The 18458-nt window shown below is 74.1% G+C and carries 15 protein-coding genes; 6 read left to right on the top strand and 9 right to left on the bottom strand.

Annotated features, from left to right (window positions below; genetic code table 11):
• Positions 1 to 32 precede the first annotated feature (32 nt).
• From ACH436_RS02200 to ACH436_RS02175, 6 genes are read right to left on the bottom strand one after another with little or no spacing between them, the layout of a single operon-like run.
• Positions 33 to 1508, bottom strand: coding sequence for a cytochrome b/b6 domain-containing protein (locus tag ACH436_RS02200; RefSeq protein ID WP_430558539.1), 1476 nt, complete (start codon positions 1506 to 1508; stop codon positions 33 to 35).
• On the bottom strand, positions 1505 to 2530 hold the full coding sequence (locus tag ACH436_RS02195; RefSeq protein WP_430558538.1) for an electron transfer flavoprotein subunit alpha/FixB family protein: 1026 nt from the start codon (positions 2528 to 2530) through the stop codon (positions 1505 to 1507). Before ACH436_RS02195 ends, ACH436_RS02200 begins: the two co-directional genes overlap by 4 nt.
• Before the next feature lie 13 nt (positions 2531 to 2543).
• Positions 2544 to 3320, bottom strand: a complete 777-nt coding sequence (locus ACH436_RS02190) for an electron transfer flavoprotein subunit beta/FixA family protein (RefSeq protein ID WP_430558537.1) — start codon at positions 3318 to 3320, stop codon at positions 2544 to 2546.
• Positions 3317 to 4435, bottom strand: coding sequence for a phosphotransferase family protein (locus tag ACH436_RS02185; RefSeq protein ID WP_430558536.1), 1119 nt, complete (start codon positions 4433 to 4435; stop codon positions 3317 to 3319). The genes ACH436_RS02190 and ACH436_RS02185 overlap by 4 nt, the downstream gene beginning before the upstream one ends.
• A complete protein-coding gene (locus tag ACH436_RS02180) occupies positions 4432 to 5661 on the bottom strand; it encodes an acyl-CoA dehydrogenase family protein (protein ID WP_430558535.1) in 1230 nt (409 codons plus the stop codon). The genes ACH436_RS02185 and ACH436_RS02180 overlap by 4 nt, the downstream gene beginning before the upstream one ends.
• Entirely contained in the window at positions 5658 to 6440 is a 783-nt protein-coding gene (locus ACH436_RS02175) for an SDR family oxidoreductase (protein ID WP_430558534.1), read from the bottom strand. The genes ACH436_RS02180 and ACH436_RS02175 overlap by 4 nt, the downstream gene beginning before the upstream one ends.
• 152 nt (positions 6441 to 6592) lie before the next feature.
• Here ACH436_RS02175 and ACH436_RS02170 point away from each other — a divergent pair, with 152 nt between their 5' ends.
• Genes ACH436_RS02170 through ACH436_RS02155 form a run of 4 tightly spaced genes read left to right on the top strand, consistent with a single transcriptional unit; the run spans position 6593 to position 12174 of the window.
• A complete protein-coding gene (locus ACH436_RS02170; RefSeq protein WP_430558533.1) occupies positions 6593 to 7753 on the top strand; it encodes an acyl-CoA dehydrogenase family protein in 1161 nt (386 codons plus the stop codon).
• Positions 7754 to 7761: 8 nt separating this feature from the next.
• Entirely contained in the window at positions 7762 to 8988 is a 1227-nt protein-coding gene (locus ACH436_RS02165) for an acetyl-CoA C-acetyltransferase (RefSeq protein WP_430558532.1), read from the top strand.
• Complete coding sequence (locus tag ACH436_RS02160; RefSeq protein WP_430558531.1) at positions 8985 to 11174, top strand: 3-hydroxyacyl-CoA dehydrogenase NAD-binding domain-containing protein; 2190 nt, start codon at positions 8985 to 8987, stop codon at positions 11172 to 11174. Before ACH436_RS02165 ends, ACH436_RS02160 begins: the two co-directional genes overlap by 4 nt.
• Positions 11175 to 11187: 13 nt before the next feature.
• Entirely contained in the window at positions 11188 to 12174 is a 987-nt protein-coding gene (locus ACH436_RS02155) for an NAD(P)H-dependent flavin oxidoreductase (RefSeq protein ID WP_430558530.1), read from the top strand.
• On the opposite strand, the gene ACH436_RS02150 is transcribed toward ACH436_RS02155, so the two are convergent.
• Positions 12149 to 12769 carry a TetR/AcrR family transcriptional regulator gene (locus ACH436_RS02150; RefSeq protein ID WP_430558529.1) on the bottom strand — a complete coding sequence of 207 codons (621 nt, stop codon included), beginning with the start codon at positions 12767 to 12769 and terminating at the stop codon, positions 12149 to 12151. The genes ACH436_RS02155 and ACH436_RS02150 overlap by 26 nt on opposite strands.
• Positions 12770 to 12891: 122 nt before the next feature.
• Between ACH436_RS02150 and ACH436_RS02145 the strand changes: the two genes are divergently transcribed.
• Positions 12892 to 14403, top strand: coding sequence for an aldehyde dehydrogenase family protein (locus tag ACH436_RS02145; protein ID WP_430558528.1), 1512 nt, complete (start codon positions 12892 to 12894; stop codon positions 14401 to 14403).
• Here the strand turns inward: ACH436_RS02145 and ACH436_RS02140 are convergent.
• Positions 14400 to 15614 carry a TetR/AcrR family transcriptional regulator gene (locus ACH436_RS02140; protein ID WP_430558527.1) on the bottom strand — a complete coding sequence of 405 codons (1215 nt, stop codon included), beginning with the start codon at positions 15612 to 15614 and terminating at the stop codon, positions 14400 to 14402. The genes ACH436_RS02145 and ACH436_RS02140 overlap by 4 nt on opposite strands.
• Positions 15615 to 15772: 158 nt before the next feature.
• Here ACH436_RS02140 and ACH436_RS02135 point away from each other — a divergent pair, with 158 nt between their 5' ends.
• Positions 15773 to 17353, top strand: a complete 1581-nt coding sequence (locus tag ACH436_RS02135) for a long-chain-fatty-acid--CoA ligase (protein WP_430558526.1) — start codon at positions 15773 to 15775, stop codon at positions 17351 to 17353.
• A 54-nt stretch (positions 17354 to 17407) separates the two neighbouring features.
• Here the strand turns inward: ACH436_RS02135 and ACH436_RS02130 are convergent, their stop codons facing one another.
• A complete protein-coding gene (locus ACH436_RS02130) occupies positions 17408 to 18403 on the bottom strand; it encodes a DUF808 domain-containing protein (protein ID WP_430558525.1) in 996 nt (331 codons plus the stop codon).
• Positions 18404 to 18458: the final 55 nt, after the last annotated feature.

Below are 18458 nucleotides of genomic sequence, written 5' to 3'. Positions count from 1 at the left end.
CACGACGAGGGGAACGGGTGGGAAACAGGGGGTCAGCGGCTGCTGACAGTCCCGAAGCGGCGCGCGACGGGCGCGACGACGACGGGACGCAGTGCGGCGGCCGCACCGGCGATGACGACGACGGAAACTCCGAACAGCACGACGCCGATCCAGGTGCCGTCGTCGCTGGCGGCGAACATGTGCTCGAGGTTGCGCCGCGCCCCGGTCGCGAGCACGAGCCCGACGTGCAGGACGACGAACGCGACGAAGTAGAGCATCACCGGGAAGTGGACCCGCCGGGCGAGCCCGATCGGCACGAGCCGGTCCGCCACGGGCCGCGACCGCCAGTACACGCTCATGCGCAGGCCGCTGAGGATCGCCAGGGGTGCGGCGACGAACACCGTGGCGAAGTAGGCCAGCTGCTGCAGGCCGTTGTAGTGCACCCACCCGTCCTCGGTGGGCCACTGCAACGTCAGGTACTGGATCCCGGCCGACAGCGCCTCCGGCACCACGGTCCAGCTGGTCGGGACGATCCGCATCCACTGCCCGGTCGCGAACAGCAGCACCACGTAGGCGAGACCGTTGACCACCCAGAGCACGTCGAGCGCCTGGTGCGCCCAGGCCATGAGCCCGATCCTCGCCCCCGGGTTCGCGCGCGGGGCCCACGACGCCGCGGGGCGGCGCTGCAGCCGCACCTGCAGCCCGGTCCGCACCGCCAGCACCAGCAGGAACACGTTGAAGAAGTGCTGCCACGCCAGCCACGCGGGGATGCCCACCGGGGCGTCGGAGGGCATCGGGGCGGTGCCCGGGTAGGCCGCGAGGAACTGCTGCCCCGTGCCGGTGCCGACCCACCAGCGCGCGACCAGGACGAGCAGGCCGAGGACGACCACCGCCCCGGCGGCCAGCACCGCGGCGCGGGCCGCCCACGCCGGGAGGCGTCGGGGGCGCGGCGCGGGGGCGGCCGGCGGGGTCGACGTCGGGGTCGACGTCGGCCCGGTGTCGGGCGGCGACACGGTGGGCCGGTCGACCCCTGGCGTCGTGGTGCCCGACCTGCCCGCACCCTCGACGACGTCGGAGAGGGGCGACCCGGAGCCGGTGACGGACCCCTCGTCGACGGCGGCCGGGCCCGCGCCGATCTGGTCGACGACGGCCGGGCCGGCGTCGACCGCGAGCACGGCCGGGCCGTGTCCCGCGGGCGCGGTACCCGCCGGCGGCCACGGCTCCGCGCCGGCGACCCTCGGCAGCCCACGGCGCAGGGGCGGTCCCCCTGCGGTGTCCGGCCCGGTCGCGACGTCGGATCCGGGTCCGTGCCCCGCGCCGGCCGCCGGGACGCCGCCCGCCGCGGACGCGGGGACGCGCGGGAGGCCACGGCGGACCCCGGCGGGCGCAGCGTCGTCCGCCGTCCGGGTGCTCGTGCTCCCCGCCACGCTCGCTGCGCCGGGCGCCGGGGCCGCCGCGTCGGTCCGCGCGGCATCCACGGGCGGCCACGGCGGCCCGCCTGGGCGGCGGGGCAGACCCTGCCGGGTCATGCGTCCCGCCTCGCCTCGAGCGCCGCGACGAGCTGTGGCACCACCTCGAACACGTCGCCCACCACGCCGAAGTCCGCGATCTCGAACAGCGGCGCGTGCTCGTCGGAGTTGACGACGACGATCGTCTGGGCGGTCTGCATGCCGGCGAGGTGCTGGATCGCGCCCGAGATGCCCAGCGCCACGTACAGCCGGGGAGACACGGTCACCCCCGTCTGCCCGACCTGGCACGACGCCGGCACATAGCCCGCGTCGACCGCAGCCCGGGACGCGCCCACCGCGCCCCCGAGGGCGTCGGCGAGGCGCTCGACCAGCGCGAACCCCTCGGCCGACCCCAGCCCGCGGCCGCCGGAGACGACGGTCGCCGCCCCGCGCAGCTCGGGCCGCGCGGAGCCGGACTCGACCGCCTCGACGCCGAGCACCGTGGCGGCGGGCAGCCCCGACGCCGGCACCTCGAGCTCCTCGACGCGCACGTCGTCGACGGCGGGGGCACGGTCGTCGACCGCGCCCACGCGCAGGGTGACGACCGGGGCGCCGAAGGTCGCCGCCGAGTCGACGAGGTAGGTGCCGCCGTAGGCCGCGTGGTGCGCGACGACGCCCTCGGCGTCCCGGGACACCCCCACGGCGTCGAGCGCCAGCGCCGAGCGCGACCGGACGGCGTAGCGCGCCGCCGCCTCCCTCCCCTCCACCGAGTGCGAGGCGAGCACCGCGGCGGGCCGGACGAGCTCTGCGGCGGCGGCGAGCGCGTCCACGACGGGGACCCCGAGCCGGTCCGCGTCGCCCGGGGCGAGCAGCACGCGGCGGGCGCCGAAGCCGGCCGCCAGCGCAGGGGCCTGGTCATGCGGCGGGTCATCCCCGGCACCGTCGGCACCGTCGACGCCGTCGAGCCCTTGCCCGACCACGAGCGCCACCGGGCTGCCGATCGACGCCGCTGCGGCCAGCAGCCCGGCGGACGACCGCGCGAGCCCTCCCTTCGGGTCCCGGTCGAGCAGCACCAGGACAGGTTCCTCCCGGACGTCGGTCATCGTCGTCCCCTCCTCAGGCCAGTCGGTTCTCGACGAGGTAGCGCGCCAGCTGCTCGCCGGCGTCGCCCGTGTCGACGATCCTGGTGCCGGCGGTGCGCGGCGGCCGCCGGGTGATCGCCGTCATGATCGACCGCGCGGAGCCGGGGGGCTCGGGGTCCACGCCCAGGTCGGTCGCCGTGACGGTCTCGACGACCTTCTTCTTCGCCGCCATGATCCCCTTGAAGCCGGTGAGCCGGGGGCCCGGCGCGGCCTCGGTCACCGAGACGACCGCGGGCAGCGGGGCCGAGACCCGGAGCGTGGCGCCGTCCGACGCCCGCACGCCCGTGACCTCGCCGTCCGTGATCGCCACCTCGCTCAGGGCCGTCGCGCACGGCAGGCCGAGGACCTCCGCGACGGCGGCGGGCACGGCTCCCCCGGCTCCGTCGGTGGAGGCGTCACCGGCCAGCACGAGGTCGGCGCCCACGTGCCGCACCGCAGCGCCGAGCACCTCGGCCGTCAGCACGACGTCGGCGCCGACCAGACGCTCGTCGACCACCTGGAGCGCCGACGCCGCGCCCATCGCGAGCGCCTTGCGCAGGCTGGTCTGGGCGAGCTCGGGCGCCATCGCGATCACGACCACCTCGGTGTCGGGGTGGCCGTCCGCGTGGGCCAGGGCCGCCTCGAGCGCCCGCTCGTCGATCTCGTCGAGCACGGCGTCGTCGGCGGTCCGCTCAGCGAGGCCGGTCTCGAGGTGCAGCGTGCGTTCCCCGTACGTGTCCGGGACCACCTTCATCAGGACGGCGATCTTCATCGGTCTCCTCTCTCGTGCGCCTGCTCGTGCCGGTCCAGCGCGTGCGCGGCGGCCGCGGCGAGCGCGGGGACACCGTCGGCGAGCGTCGGCGCGAAGTCGTCGTCGGGACGCTGCCCGTCGAGCCATCGGGTGTACATCGCCTCACAGAAGATCGCAGACTTCCACAGGGCGAGCGCCTCGTACCAGCCGAGGGCGGAGACGTCGGCGCCGGAGCGCGCGGCGTAGCGTTCGACCAGGTCGGCGCGCGAGGGGAAGCCGGGCAGCGCGGTCACCGGTGTGAGGTCCATCGGCGTGGGCTCGGACCCCGGGGCGGAGTAGGTCGCCACGAGGTAGCCGAGGTCGGCGAGCGGGTCACCGAGCGTCGCCATCTCCCAGTCCAGGATCGCCGCCAGCCGCCCGGGGGCGGCGAACATGAGGTTCCCCAGGCGGTAGTCGCCGTGCACGACGGCGGTGCGCGCCGAGGTGGGCACGGTGGCCGCCAGCCGGGGGCCGAGCTCCTCGACGCGGGGCACCGAGCGGCGCGTGTTCAGGGGCCACAGCTGCGCGAAGCGGCGCACCTGACGGTCGAGGTACCCGGCGGGCCGGCCGAGGGCGGCGACGTCGCCGTCCAGCGGGACGGCGTGCAGGTCGGCGAGCGCGTCGACCGCGGCGTGCACCAGGGCGGCCCGGTCGCCGGGACCGTCGAACCCGGCCGGGAGGTGATCGGTCACCACCTCCCCCTCGACGAGCTCCATGAGGTAGAACGGCGCGCCCACGACGGCGGGGTCGTCGCAGACCGCCCGCACGGCCGGCACCGGCACCCCCGCCGCCCCGACCGCGGCGACGACGCGCGCCTCGCGCACCATGTCGTGGGCGGACGGCGGGAACGGCGGCCGTGGCCCGCGCCGCAGCACCACCCGCTCCCTTCCGCGCCGCAGCTCGAACGTGACGTTCGCCTGGCCGTCGCCGATGCGCCGCCACTCCAGGTCCCCGGCGGGCATCCCGGCGTCGTCGAGGAAGCGCCCCAGGGACTCGAGGACGAGCAGCGGCGCGCGCTCGGGAGCGGCGGCGCCGTCATCGGGGGCGCGGACGTGCACGACGTCCACGCCGTCGGGGGTGCTCGCGAGCACCGTCATCGTCGTCCCTCCGCCCGGTCCAGGACCTTCTCGCCGGCCTCGACCTCGCGGCGCCGGCGCGCGACGGCGCGCCGGGCGATCGCCCAGCGGTGCGTCTCGCTCGACCCGTCGTACACGCGGAACGGACGGACCTCGTCGAGGAACGCGGCCAGGGGCAGCTCGAGCGTGACGCCGTCTCCCCCGCACAGCTGCACGGCCCGGTCGACGACGCGCCCCACGGCCTCGGAGCAGTGCACCTTGGCGATGGACGAGGCCTGGGTGCCCGCCCGGGGGTCGCCGCCCTCGAGGGCCTGCGCCGCCCGGTCGATCAGGGCGGCGCTGCTGGCCAGGTCGATCTCGGAGTCGGCGAGCAGGCCCTGGGCGATCCCGAGGTCGGCGAGCGAGGAGCCGAACAGCTCGCGGTGCCGTACGCGGTCGAGCGCCGTGTCGTGGGCGCGCCGGGCGAGCCCGAGCCACCGCATGCAGTGCGTCAGCCGGGCGGGCCCGAGGCGCACCTGCGCGTGCCGGAACCCGTCGCCCGGGGTGCCGAGCACGTCGGCGTCGGCCACGAAGCACTCCGTGTAGGAGACGTGCGGGTGCCCGCCCGTGATGGCACGCTCCAGCGTGCGGATCCGGTGCCCGACCTGGACGCCGGGGGCGTCCGTCCGCACGAGGAACAGGGTGGCGGCGTCGTCCCCGAGCTCCGGCGTCCTCGCCATGACGATGGCGAAGTCGGCCTCCTCGGCCCCCGAGATGAACCGCTTCTCCCCGTCGAGGACCCAGCCGCCGTCCACGCGGCGGGCCGTCGTCGCCAGCGCGGCGGGGTCGGACCCCGCGCCGGGGTGCGGCTCGGTCATGGCGAAGCAGGAGCGCGCCTCGCCCGCGGCGAGCGGCGCGAGGAACCGCTCCTGCTGCTCCTCGCCGGCGATCTTCTCGAGCAGCAGCATGTTGCCCTCGTCCGGGGCCATGCAATTGAGCGCGGCCGGCCCGACCGGCGAGTACCCCGCCTCCTGGAAGACCGCGGACCACGCGCTCAGCGGCAGCCCGAGCCCGCCGAACCGGACCGGCACGTGCGGGGCGAAGACGCCCGCGTCACGGGCCTGCTGCTGGAGCGCACGCCGACCGGCGGCGTCCAGGGCCGTGCCGGCCGCGGGCTCCGCCGGGAGCACGACGTCGCGCACGAACCGTCGGGTGCGCGCGACGACGTCCCCGACGTCACCGACGTCTCGACCGGTCCCGGCGCTCATGCGGTCCCTCCCGCGGCCAGGAGGCCGCCGTCGAGCGTGAGCACCTGGCCGGTGACCCAGCTCGCCTCGTCGGAGCAGAGGTAGGCCGCGGCGGCAGCGACGTCGTCCGGCCTGCCCAGCCGCCGCATCGGGTAGGTCGCGGTCACCTCCTCCTCGCGCCCCTCGTACAGCGCGCGGGCGAACTGCGTGCGCACGACCGCCGGAGCGAGCGCGTTGACGCGGACCCGGGGGCCCAGCTCCGCGGCGAGCGTCACGGTGAGGTGGGAGACCGCCGCCTTGCTCACGCCGTACCACCCGATCCCGGGCGACGGGACCGACCCGGCCACGGACGACAGGTTGAGCACGGCGGCACCCTCGCGTGCGCCGAGCCCCGCGGCGCACGCCTCCTGGACCCACCCGAGCGTGCCCAGCACGTTGACGTCGAGGATCTTGCGGGCAGCGTCGTGGTCCAGGTCGACGAGGGGACCGTAGACGGGGTTGATGCCGGCGTTGTTCACCAGCACGTCCAGGCCGCCGAACTCGTCCACGGCCGTGCGGATCGCCTCGCGGCGGTGCTCCGGGTCCTGGGCGCGGCCTGCCACCACGCGCACGGGCACGTCCCCGAGCTCCTCCGCCGCCTCCTGCAGGGCCTCCGGCTTCCGGGCCGTCAGCACGAGGGCCGCGCCCTCGGCGGCGAACCGCCCGGCGATCGCTCGCCCGATGCCGCGGCTCGCCCCGGTGACGACCGCCACCCGGCCGCGCAGGCGGCCGCCCGTCGTCGACGACGGCTGGTCTCCCATGTCACGCTCCCTTGCGCGATTCGCTTAATGAAGATTCAAACCTTCGGGCCATCGCACCATGAGACGAGGCTGAGTTTCAACCCCTGTCCGCCACACTTTCTAACATGGTATAAAAAGTACCGAGGTCAGGATCAAGGACGATCGGAGACAGCATGACCGGCATCATCGGGCCGCGTGACCTGTACGAGGACGAGCACGAGCAGTTCCGCGACATGGTGCGCGCCTTCGTCGAGCAGTACGCCCGCCCGCACGCGGACCGCTGGGAAGCCGAGGGGCGGGTCGACCGCAAGCTCTTCGTGCAGGCGGCCGAGGCAGGGATCCTCGGGTTCGGCATCCCCGAGCGCTTCGGCGGCGGGGGCTCCGACGACTTCCGCTTCAACGCGGTGATGGGAGAGGAGCTGGCGCGGAACCCCGTGTCGTCAGGGATGGCCGGCATCGCGCTGTCGAACGACATCGTCATCCCCTACTTCACCGACCTGACCACCGAGGAGCAGAAGGAGCGCTGGCTGCCCGGCATCGCCGCCGGCGAGTCCGTCGTCGCCGTGGCGATGTCCGAGCCCGGCACCGGCAGCGACCTCGCGGGCATCCGCACGTCCGCGGTCCGCGACGGGGACGACTACGTCGTCGACGGCTCCAAGATCTTCATCTCCAACGGGCAGAACGCCGATCTCGTGGTCACGGCCGTCCGCACGGGCGAGCACCCGCACCGGGGGCTGAGCCTGCTGGTGATCCCCGCGGACTCCCCCGGGTTCTCGCGGGGCCGCTGGCTCGACAAGATCGGCCTGCACGCGCAGGACACCAGCGAGCTCGCCTTCCAGGGCGTGCGCGTCCCGGCGGCGAACCTCCTCGGCGAGGAGGGCACCGGCTTCGCGGGGCTCATGCGCAACCTCCCGCAGGAGCGCATCTCCATCGCCGCCGCGGCCGTCGCCTCCAGCGAGGGGGTGCTGGAGCGCACGCTCGAGTACGTCAAGCAGCGGCAGGCCTTCGGGCAGCCGATCGGGTCGTTCCAGAACACCCGCTTCGAGCTGGCCGAGATGGTCACGTCGGTGCGCGCCGGGCGCGCCCTGATCGACGACTGCCTGAAGCGGCACGCCGCGGGCACCCTGGACCCCGAGGACGCCGCCGCGGCGAAGTTCTGGACCACCGAGCAGTACGTCGACGTCGTGGGCCGCTGCCTGCAGCTCCACGGCGGCTACGGCTACATGCGCGAGTACCGCATCGCGCGCGACTACGAGGACGCCCGCATCACCACCATCTACGGAGGCACGACCGAGATCATGAAGGAGATCGTCGGCCGGGGCCTCGGGCTGTGAGGACACCCGTGACAGAGGCATACATCTACGACGCCGTGCGCACACCGCGCGGCAAGAACCGCGGCGGGGCGCTCCACGGGGTCAAGCCCGTCGACCTCGTGGTCGGGCTGATCCACGCGCTCGAGGAGCGCCACCCGACGCTCGACCCCGCGGCCGTCGACGACATCGTGCTCGGCGTCGTCTCACCGGTGGGCGAGCAGGGCGGCGACATCGCCCGCACCGCCGCCCTGGTCGCGGGGCTCCCCGAGACCGTCGCCGGGGTCCAGCTCAACCGGTTCTGCGCGTCGGGCCTGGAGGCCGTCAACGTCGCCGCGCAGAAGGTCGCCAGCGGCTTCGAGGACCTCGTCCTCGCGGGCGGCGTCGAGTCCATGTCGCGGGTGCCGATCGGCTCCGACGGCGGCGCGTACGTGCAGGACCCGACCACGAACTACGACCTCTACTTCGTCCCCCAGGGCATCGGCGCGGACCTCATCGCCACGCTCGACGGGTTCTCCCGCGAGGATGTCGACGCCTACGCCGTGGAGTCCCAGCGGCGCGCCGACGAGGCCTGGAACGAGGGCCGGTTCGCCCGGTCGGTCGTGCCCGTGCGCGACCTCAACGGCGTCGCCCTGCTCGACCACGACGAGCACCGGCGCCCCGGCTCCACGGTGGAGAGCCTGGGCCACCTCAAGCCGGCGTTCGAGATCCCCGGCGCGCAGGCGGGCTACGACGCGGTGGCCCTGCAGAAGTACCACTGGCTGGAGTCGATCGACCACGTGCACACGGCCGCCAACTCCTCGGGCATCGTCGACGGCGCGGCCCTCGTCGTGGTCGGCGGCCGCGAGGTCGGCGAGCGCTACGGGCTCACGCCGCGGGCGCGCATCGTGGCGACCGCCGTCACCGGCTCGGAGCCCACCATCATGCTCACCGGGCCCGCGCCCGCCACGCGCAAGGCGCTGGACCGCGCGGGCCTCACGGTCGACGACATCGACCTGTTCGAGCTCAACGAGGCCTTCGCCTCGGTCGTCATGCACTGGGAGCGCGAGCTCGGCATCCCGCACGACAAGGTCAACGTCAACGGCGGCGCGATCGCCATGGGCCACCCGCTGGGCGCCACCGGCGCCATGATCCTCGGCACCCTGCTCGACGAGCTGGAGCGCCGCGACCTGCGGCGCGGGCTCGCCACGCTGTGCGTCGGGGCGGGCATGGGCATCGCCACCATCATCGAGCGGGTCGAGGAAGGGGAGACGGCATGAGCGTCATCGAGGACCGGGCGAGCGTGCAGGGCGGGTACGCCTGGGACGAGGACGGCGACGGCGTCGTCACCCTCACCATGGACGACCCCGACCGCGGCGCCAACACCATGAACGCGCACTTCCGGGCCGCGCTCGAGGCGAGCGTCGAGCGTCTGGAGGCCGAGCGCGAGCGGATCTCCGGGGTGATCCTCGTGTCCGCGAAGAAGAGCTGGTTCGCCGGCGGCGACCTCGAGCTGCTCCGCTCCGCGGACCCGGCGCGGTCGGCCGAGGAGACCGCGGACATCGAGCACGTGAAGTCGCTGTTGCGCCGGATCGAGAAGCTCGGCCGGCCGGTGGTCGCCGCGATCGACGGCACGGCCCTCGGCGGCGGCCTCGAGGTCGCGCTCGCCACCCACCACCGGATCGCCGCCGCCGACGTCAAGGGCCTGCGGCTCGGCCTCCCCGAGGTCTCGCTCGGCCTGCTGCCCGGCGGCGGCGGCGTGAGCCGCACCGTGCGGATGCTCGGGCTGCAGAAGGCCCTGGCGGACGTCATCCTGCCGGCCACCAAGTTCACGGCCGAGGGCGCGCTCGAGGTCGGGCTCGTCGACGAGCTCGCACCGGCCGCCGAGCTCCGCGAACGCGCGCGGACGTGGATCCTCGCCCACCCCGAGCCGGTCAAGCCGTGGGACGTCAAGGGCTTCCGGCTGCCCGGCGGGGCGCCGACCTCGCCGTCGCTCGCCCAGGCGCTCGCCGCCATGCCCGCGATGCTGCGCCGGCAGGTCAAGGGGGCGCCGATGCCCGCGCCGCGTGCGGCGATGGCGGCGGCGGTCGAGGGCGCGTACGTCGACTTCGACACGGCCTCCACGATCGAGACCCGCTACCTGGTGCAGCTCACGCACTCGCCGGTCGCGAAGAACATGATCAAGGCGTTCTTCTTCGACCTGGAGAGCATCAACGCGGGCGCGAGCCGGCCCGCGGGGTACCCGACGTTCCGCGCCACGAAGGTCGGCGTCGTGGGCGCCGGGATGATGGGCGCCGCCATCGCCTACGTGGCCGCCCGCAGCGGCATCGACGTCGTGCTCAAGGACACCTCGCTCGACGCCGCGGAGCGGGGCAAGGACTACGGGCGTCGCCTCGAGGAGAAGGCGCTCGCCCGCGGGAAGACGACGCCGGAGGCGAGCGCGGCGCTCCTGGAGCGGGTCGTCACGACCGAGGACCCCGCGGGCTTCGCGGGCGTCGACTTCGTCGTCGAGGCCGTCTTCGAGTCGGTCGACCTCAAGCAGTCGGTGTTCCGGGAGATCCAGGACGTCGTCGAGCCGGACGCGGTGCTCGGCTCGAACACGTCGACGCTGCCGATCTCGCTGCTGGCCGAGGGCGTGGACCGCGCCGAGGACTTCATCGGGATCCACTTCTTCTCCCCCGTCGACAAGATGCCGCTGGTCGAGATCGTCCGCGGCGCGCGCACGAGCGACGCGGTGCTCGCGAAGGTGTTCGACTTCGTGCTGCAGATCCGCAAGACGCCGATCGTCGTCAACGACGCCCGCGGCTTCTTCACCTCGCGCGTGATCGGCCGCTTCATCGACGAGGCCGTCGCGGCCGTGGGCGAGGGCGTCGAGCCCGCGTCCGTGGAGCAGGCCGCGCTCCAGGCCGGGTACCCCGCGGGGGCGCTGCAGCTTCTCGACGAGCTCACGCTCTCCCTCACCCAGAAGATCCGCACCGAGACCCGCGCGGCGGCGGAGGCCGAGGGCAAGACGTGGGTCGAGCACCCCGCCGAGGCCGTCGTCGACTGGATGGTCGACGACCAGGACCGGCCGGGCCGCAGGGCTCGCCGCGGCTTCTACGACTACGACGAGGCGGGCCGGCGCACCCGCCTGTGGCCCGGGCTGCGCGAGCGGTACGACTCGGGGAGCGCCCGGGTGCCCCTGGTGGACCTGCAGGAGCGGATGCTCTTCGCCGAGGCCCTCGACGCCATCGCCTGCCTCGACGACGGGGTGCTGACCTCGGTGGCCGACGCGAACATCGGGTCGATCTACGGCATCGGCTTCCCCGCCTGGACCGGCGGCGTCCTGCAGTACGTCAACCAGTACGAGGGCGGGCTGGCGGGCTTCGTCACGCGGGCGCACGAGCTCGCCGACACCTACGGCGAGCGGTTCCGCCCGCCGGCGTCGCTCGTCGCGCGGGCCGCGACCGAGGAGACCTTCGAGTGAGCAGGAGGACCCGATGATCAGCACGCGGTTCACCGAGGCGTTCGGGATCGAGCACCCGGTCGTCCAGGGCGGCATGATGTGGGTCGGCCGGGCAGAGCTGGCCGCCGCGGTGTCGGAGGCCGGCGGCCTCGGCATCATCACGGCCCTGACCCAGCCGACCCCGGCCGACCTCGTCAAGGAGGTCGAGCGGGCCCGCCGCCTCACGGACAAGCCCCTCGGGGTCAACCTCACGATCCTGCCCGCGATCGACCCTCCGCCCTACGACGAGTACCGCAGGGCGATCGTCGACGCCGGCATCACGATCGTCGAGACCGCCGGCTCCAACCCCGAGCCGCACATGGAGATGTTCGGCGCCCACGGGGTCCGCGTGATCCACAAGTGCACCAGCGTGCGCCACGCGCTCAAGGCGCAGGCGGTCGGGGTCACCGCGGTGACGATCGACGGGTTCGAGTGCGCCGGCCATCCCGGCGAGGACGACGTGCCCGGCATGGTGCTGCTCCCGGCCGCGGCCGACCGGCTGACGATCCCGTTCCTGGCGTGCGGCGGCATCGCCGACGGCCGGGGGCTCGCGGCCGCCCTGGCGCTGGGGGCCGACGGCGTGACGATGGGCTCGCGGTTCCTGTGCACGGTGGAGTCGCCCGTCGCGGCGGCGGTGAAGGAGCGGATCGTCGCGGGGTCGGAGCTCGACACGAACCTCATCTTCCGGTCCCTGCGCAACACGGCGCGGGTCGCGAAGAACGCCGTCAGCGACGAGGTCGTCGAGATCCTGGCGCGGGGCGGGCAGTTCGAGGACGTGCGCGAGCTGGTCGCGGGCGCCCGCGGCCGGAAGGTCTTCGAGGACGGGGACCTCGACGCGGGGATCTGGACGGTCGGGCTCGCACAGGGGCTCATCCACGACGTCCCGACCGCGGGTGAGGTGGTGCGGCGCACGGTGGCCGAGGCCGAGGACGTGCTGCGGGCCAGGCTGGAGCTGGTCAGCCGGCCCCGGCTCCGTGCCTGACCATCCCCTGCGCGGTCGCCACCAGCTCGTCGAGGGACCGCGTGCGCGGGTTCCACCACTCGACGACCCAGTTCATCGCCCCCAGCAGGAGCAGGCGGAAGGTGTTGACGTCGAGGTCGGCGCGCACCTCCCCGGCCTGCTGGGCGGCGACGAACAGGTCGCGCCACAGCCGGCTGTAGAGCGCCTCCTCGGCCGCCGGCCGCACCCGCAGCTGCTCCGGGACGTGCCCGGCGTTGCGGATCGAGGCCGTGGCGTAGTCCGACACCTGCAGCTCGTACCGCAGGTGGGCGTCGACGGCCACGAGCAGCCGATCCATCGCGGAGCTGTCGTCGGGCATCGCCTCGAGCATCTCCTCGACGTGGACCCGGACGCGGTGCGCGCCCTCCCACATGACCTCCTCGACGAGCCCGTCGCGCGAGGAGAAGTAGTAGTAGATCGCCGGCGCCTGGACGCCGGCCACCGCGGCGACGTCGGCGAGGCGCGTGCCCGCGTACCCCTTGCGCGACAGCACCTCCGCCGCCGCGTCCAGGATGCGCTGGCGCGTCTGCGCCGACTTCGACGCCGGTCGCGTCGTCTCCGTCCCGGTGAGGTCCATCACCCGATGGTAGCGGAGTTTCTAACCGAGATTAGAGAAATCCTTGCGCGTCGCCCCGGGCCGACCCTAGAGTGTGACTCGCGATTTACTTGTCTTGCTCGACGTGGAGTAGGAGACCGGCGATGACCCTTGCGGACCAGACCTCCCCCGGGCGGGCGGCCGAACAGCTCACGACGCACCGCCCCGTCGACGGCGAGCCCGTCGCCACCTATCCGGTGGCCGACGCCGCCCAGGTCCGCGCCGCCGTGGCCGCCGCCCGGGACGGCGCCCGCTGGTGGCGCGAGCAGGGCCCCGCCGGGCGGCGCACCCACCTCCTGCGCTGGAAGTCGCAGATCGCGCTGCGCGCCCAGGAGCTGGCCGACCTCATCTCGGCCGAGACCGGCAAGCCCGCCGGGGACGCGCTGCTCGAGGTCATGCTCACCCTCGGGCACCTCGACTGGGCGGCGAAGAACGCGGCCCGCGTGCTGCGCCGCCGCCGGGTGCGCGCCGGCCTCATCAACTACAACCAGCACGCCACGGTCGGCTACGAACCGTACGGCGTCGTGGGCGTCATCGGGCCGTGGAACTACCCGCTGTACACGCCGATGGGCTCGATCTCGTACGCGCTCGCGGCCGGGAACGCCGTCGTCTTCAAGCCCAGCGAGCTGACCCCCGGCCCGGCGGTCTGGCTCGCCGAGCGCTGGCAGGAGGCCGTGGGCCACGACGTGCTCGTCGCCGTGACCGGCGACGGGGCGACGGGCGCGGCGCTCGTCGCGGCCGACGTCGACAAGGTCGCGTTCACGGGCTCGACGGCGACGGCGAAGAAGGTCATGGCCGCCGCCGCCGAGCGCCTGGTGCCGATCGTGGCCGAGTGCGGCGGCAAGGACGCCCTGCTCGTCGCGGCGGACGCCGACCTCGACGCCGCCGCCGACTTCGTCGTCTTCGGGGCGATGGGCAACGCCGGCCAGACGTGCGTGGGCGTCGAGCGCGTGTACGTCGTCGAGGCGGTGCGTGACGCCCTCGTGGCGCGCGTCGTGGAACGGGCACGCCGCCTGCGCACCTCGGGCCCGGACGCGCAGTACGGGCCGATGACGCTCGCCGCGCAGTCCGACGTCGTCCGCCGGCACGTCGAGGACGCGGTGCGCTCGGGGACGGCCGTGCTCGGCGGGCCCGACAGCGTCCGGGGCCGGGCGATCGACCCGATCGTCGTCACCGACGTGGACGAGAGCTCGCTGGCCGTGCAGCACGAGACGTTCGGCCCGCTCGTCGTCATCAACACCGTCGCCTCCCTCGACGAGGCGGTCGAGCGCGCGAACGCGACCGCGTACGGCCTCGGCGCGGCGGTCTTCACCAAGGACACCCGGGCGGCGGCCGCGGCCGCCGACGCGCTGCGCGCCGGCGTCGTCACGGTGAACTCGGTGCTCGGGTTCGCCGCGGTGGCCGCACTGCCCTTCGGCGGCGTCAAGGAGTCCGGCTTCGGGCGCATCCACGGCGCGGACGGCCTACGGGAGTTCAGCACCGTCAAGTCCGTGGCGCGGCAGACGCGCAAGGCGGCGCTGAACCTCCTGACGATGAACCGCACCGAGAAGGACATGCACCTGGTCGCGCGGATGATCCCGCTGCTGCACGGGCGCGCGAAGGGTTCCCGGGACTAGGCGCCGAGCACGGTCTCCAGCACGGCCCCGATCCACCGCTTCGCCTCGGGTCCCGGGCTGCGCCGCAGGGCGACGCTCAGGTCCGCAACCACGTTGAAGCCGGCGTGCACGAGGAACCGCAGCTCCCGGGGGTCGCCGCCCGGCCGCACCCGCTCGAGCAGCTCGACCCAGTCGTCGACGTGCGCCCGCTGCAACCGTCGCAGACGGCGCTGGTCCTCGGGGTCGAGCGCCCCGACGTCGGCCGTGTACACGTCCATGAGGTCGCGGTCCTCGACGGCGAAGCGGACGTATGCCGCCTCCAGGCTGCGCAGCGCCTCCCGAGGGTCAGGGTGCCCGAGGGCGTCCTCCGCCGCCGCGTCCAGGGTCGCCGCGGCCCGCTCGCACGCCGTGCGCAGGATCTCGGACTTGCCGCTGAAGTGCCGGTAGACGCCGGACGGCGTGAGCCCCACGGCGGCCGCGATCTCCTCGATCGAGGCCTCGTGGTAGCCGCGCCGCGCGAACGCGGCGATCCCCGCCTGCGCGAGCTGGTCGCGGCGCCGGCCCGGCTGGCCGGCCTCGTCCGGCGCGTCACCGTCCCCGGACGCCGAGACCGACGGCGCCGGTCCGGGCGCGTCGGTGAGCACGCGCAGCGCGGCCTCGCGCAGGAGCGTCTGGAGGGGACCGACGGCCATCGGGGTGCGATGGGCCGTGACGCTCGCGATCACGCTCAGCGCGGCCAGGGCGACGAGGTCCAGCGTCGCCGGGTCGAGGTCCGGCCGCAGCGTCGCGGCCGGCTCGGACAGGCGGCACCGCAGCGCCGTGAACTCCGCGGCGAGGGCCTTGCGGTCCTCGGGGCGCAGGTAGCGGCTCTCCCAGCGGTAGATGTTGCCGGACGACCGCATCGCGACGGTCTCCCCGGAGACGGCGTCCAGGACGGCCTCGGCGTCGGCGCGCGCGGCGCCCGGCGTCCGGTCGGCCGGGCTCGTCACGGCCGCGGTGGCGTTCGTGAGCCGGGCGACGAGGTCCATCGCGATCTCGCGGAACAGCTCGTACTTGTTGTCGAAGTGCCGGTAGAGCGCCGCGGCGGTGATCCCGACGGCGTCCGCGACGTCCTGCATCGCCACGCGGTGGTAGCCCCGCTCCGCGAAGGCGACCGCCGCGGCCGCCTCGATGGTCTGCCGCCGGTCACGAGGGCGCCTCCTGACCGGTTCCGCCGCCCTCGCCTCGCTCACGGTGGACACACTAACGCCGGGTCTGCCCAGGGTCTGGCACTCCGATGTGAATGGTGAGTAACATGACTTCCGTCGGTCCCCGCGGCCGGCGCGAACGGACGGGACGGGGCGACGGAGCCACGTCACCGACTCGGCTCACGTACGAAGAGGTGCATGCCATGAGCGACGTCACTGCCGCCATCCCCCCGGGGCTCCGGCGCAACCACTGGATGAACCAGGTCCTGACCCACGCCGCCAACAAGCCCGACGCCACCGCGTTCTCGTTCCAGGGCGAGGTGACCACGTGGGCCGACGCGGCCCGTCACATGGACGCCCTCGCCGCGGCGCTGCAGCGGCGCGGCGTCGGGTTCGGTGACCGGGTGCTGCTCCTCACCCTCAACCACCCCCTGGTGGTCGAGACCGTCTTCGCGATCAACCGCCTCGGCGCGATCGCCGTCCCGATCAACATCCGCCTCTCCCCCGCCGAGGTGGCCTACATCGTCGACGACGCGGACGCCGACGTCATCGTCGTCGACCAGCCGCTGGTCCCGCTCGTCGAGGCCGCGCGGTCGATCACCGACCGCCTCCGGCGGGTGCTGGTGGCGGGTGAGGCCACCGGCGACCAGGAGAGCCTCGCCGACCTCCTGGCCGAGCCCCTGGACGGCTTCGCGGCGCCCGACGTCCCCGAGGACACGACCTGCCTCATCATGTACACCTCGGGCACGACGGGGCGGCCCAAGGGCGCGATGCTCGACCACCTGAACCTGGCCGCCCAGTCGCTCACCTGCATCCGCGTGAACGAGATCGTCGACGAGAGCGACGTCGCCTACCTGACCGCGCCCCTGTTCCACATCGCCGGGCTCGGCTCGATCTCCGCAAACTTCATCGTGGGCATCCCCACCGTCATGCACCCGCTGGGAGCCTTCGACCCCGAGGCGCTCGTCGACGCGTGGGAGCGCGAGGGCGCCACCATCGTGTTCAACGTGCCGCAGCAGTGGCAGGCGATCTGCGCCGTCCCGGGCATCCGCGAGCGCAACCTGCGCCTCAGGGTGATCAGCTGGGGGGCCGCGCCCGCGTCCGACACGGTCCTGCGCGCGATGTCGGAGACGTTCCCGGACGCGCTCAACGTGGCGGTCTTCGGGCAGACCGAGCTCTCACCCATCACGTGCGCGCTGCGCGGCGAGGACGCGCTGCGCAAGCTGGGGTCCGTCGGCCGCCCGATCCCCACCGTCCAGGCGCGGGTCGTGGACGCCGAGCTGAACGACGTCCCGCCCGGGACGGTCGGGGAGATCGTCTACCGCGGGCCGAACCTCATGAAGGGGTACTGGCGCAAGCCCGCCGAGACGGCCGCCGCGTTCGACGGCGGCTGGTTCCACTCGGGCGACCTCGTGCGCCAGGACGAGGACGGCTTCGTCTGGGTCGTCGACCGGCTCAAGGACATGATCATCTCCGGCGGCGAGAACGTGTACTGCGCCGAGGTGGAGAACGCCCTGTTCGCCCACCCGCGGATCGTCGCGGCGGCGGTGTACGGCCGCCCCGACGAGCGCTGGGGCGAGGTCCCGGTCGCCGCCGTCGTGCTGACCCCCGGCGACCCGCTGAGCCTCGAGGAGCTGCAGGCCTGGCTCGGCGACACCCTCGCCCGGTTCAAGCAGCCCAAGGACCTCGTCGTCCTCGACGCCATCCCCACGAACGCCTCCGGCAAGGTCAACAAGGTGGCGCTGCGCCAGGGCGACCGCGCCGGCGTGGCCGTCGCGTCCTGACCCGCACGATCCGACGAGGGCGTCCGCCCGGCACCCGCCGGGCGGACGCCCTCGTCAGGCCCGCGGGCCGTCGGTGGGCTCGGTGTGGTCGGCAGCGTGGTCGGCAGCGTGCTCCTCGCCGTGCTTCTTCCCGAACGGCAGCACGTGCATGACGGCGACGACGACGGCGCCCACGATCACGCCGACCAGGGCGGAGAAGAACGTGTTGACGAGCCAGCCGAGGAAGCCCCCGATGCCGGGCACGGCGTGCGCGACGGCCTCCTCGAGGTGGTGCACGAAGTCGTAGGGCGCGTGCCAGCCGAGCTCGTGGGTACCGGTCAGCAGGATGTGCCCACCGACCCACAGCATCGCGACCGTGCCCACGACGGAGATCACGGCGAGGACCTTGGGCATCCCCGTCACGAGGGCGCGGCCCACGCGCTGGCTGCCCCGCGAGTCACGGCCCGCGAGCGCCAGGCCCATGTCGTCCATCCGCACGATGAGGCCCACGACGCCGTAGACGATCACGGTGATGGCGAGCGCGACGACCAGCAGGATGACCAGGCGCGAGAAGAACGGCTCGTGCGCCACCTCGTTCAGGGCGATGACCATGATCTCGGCGGACAGGATGAGGTCGGTGCGCACGGCGCCGGCGACGAGGCTCTTCTCGGCGTCCGGGCCCACGGTCGCGGCGGGCTTGTCGTGGCCCTCATGGCCGCGCAGCCGGCCCCAGATCTTCTCCGCGCCCTCGAAGGCCAGGTACGTGCCGCCCACCATGAGGATCGGCGTGAGGAGCCACGGCGCCCACTGGCTGAGGATCAGGGCGATCGGGAGGATGATCAGCACCTTGTTGCGGATCGAGCCCCACGCGATCTTCTTGACGATGGGGATCTCGCGGTTCGCCGCCACACCGTGCACGTACTGCGGGGTCACCGCGGTGTCGTCGACGACGACCCCCGCCGCCTTCGCGGTCGCCTTCGCGGCCGCGGCCCCGACGTCGTCGAGCGAGGCGGCGGCGAGCTTCGCGATCGCCGCGACGTCGTCGAGCAGGCCGAGCAGGCCGGCGCTCACGCGACGGCTCCGGAGGGTCGACGGCCGGCGGACGGTGCGCCCGCGGGCGACGGCA

Source organism: Isoptericola sp. NPDC019693, assembly GCF_044389085.1.
GTDB lineage: Bacteria > Actinomycetota > Actinomycetes > Actinomycetales > Cellulomonadaceae > Isoptericola.
This window is presented reverse-complemented; position numbering and strand designations above follow the sequence as displayed.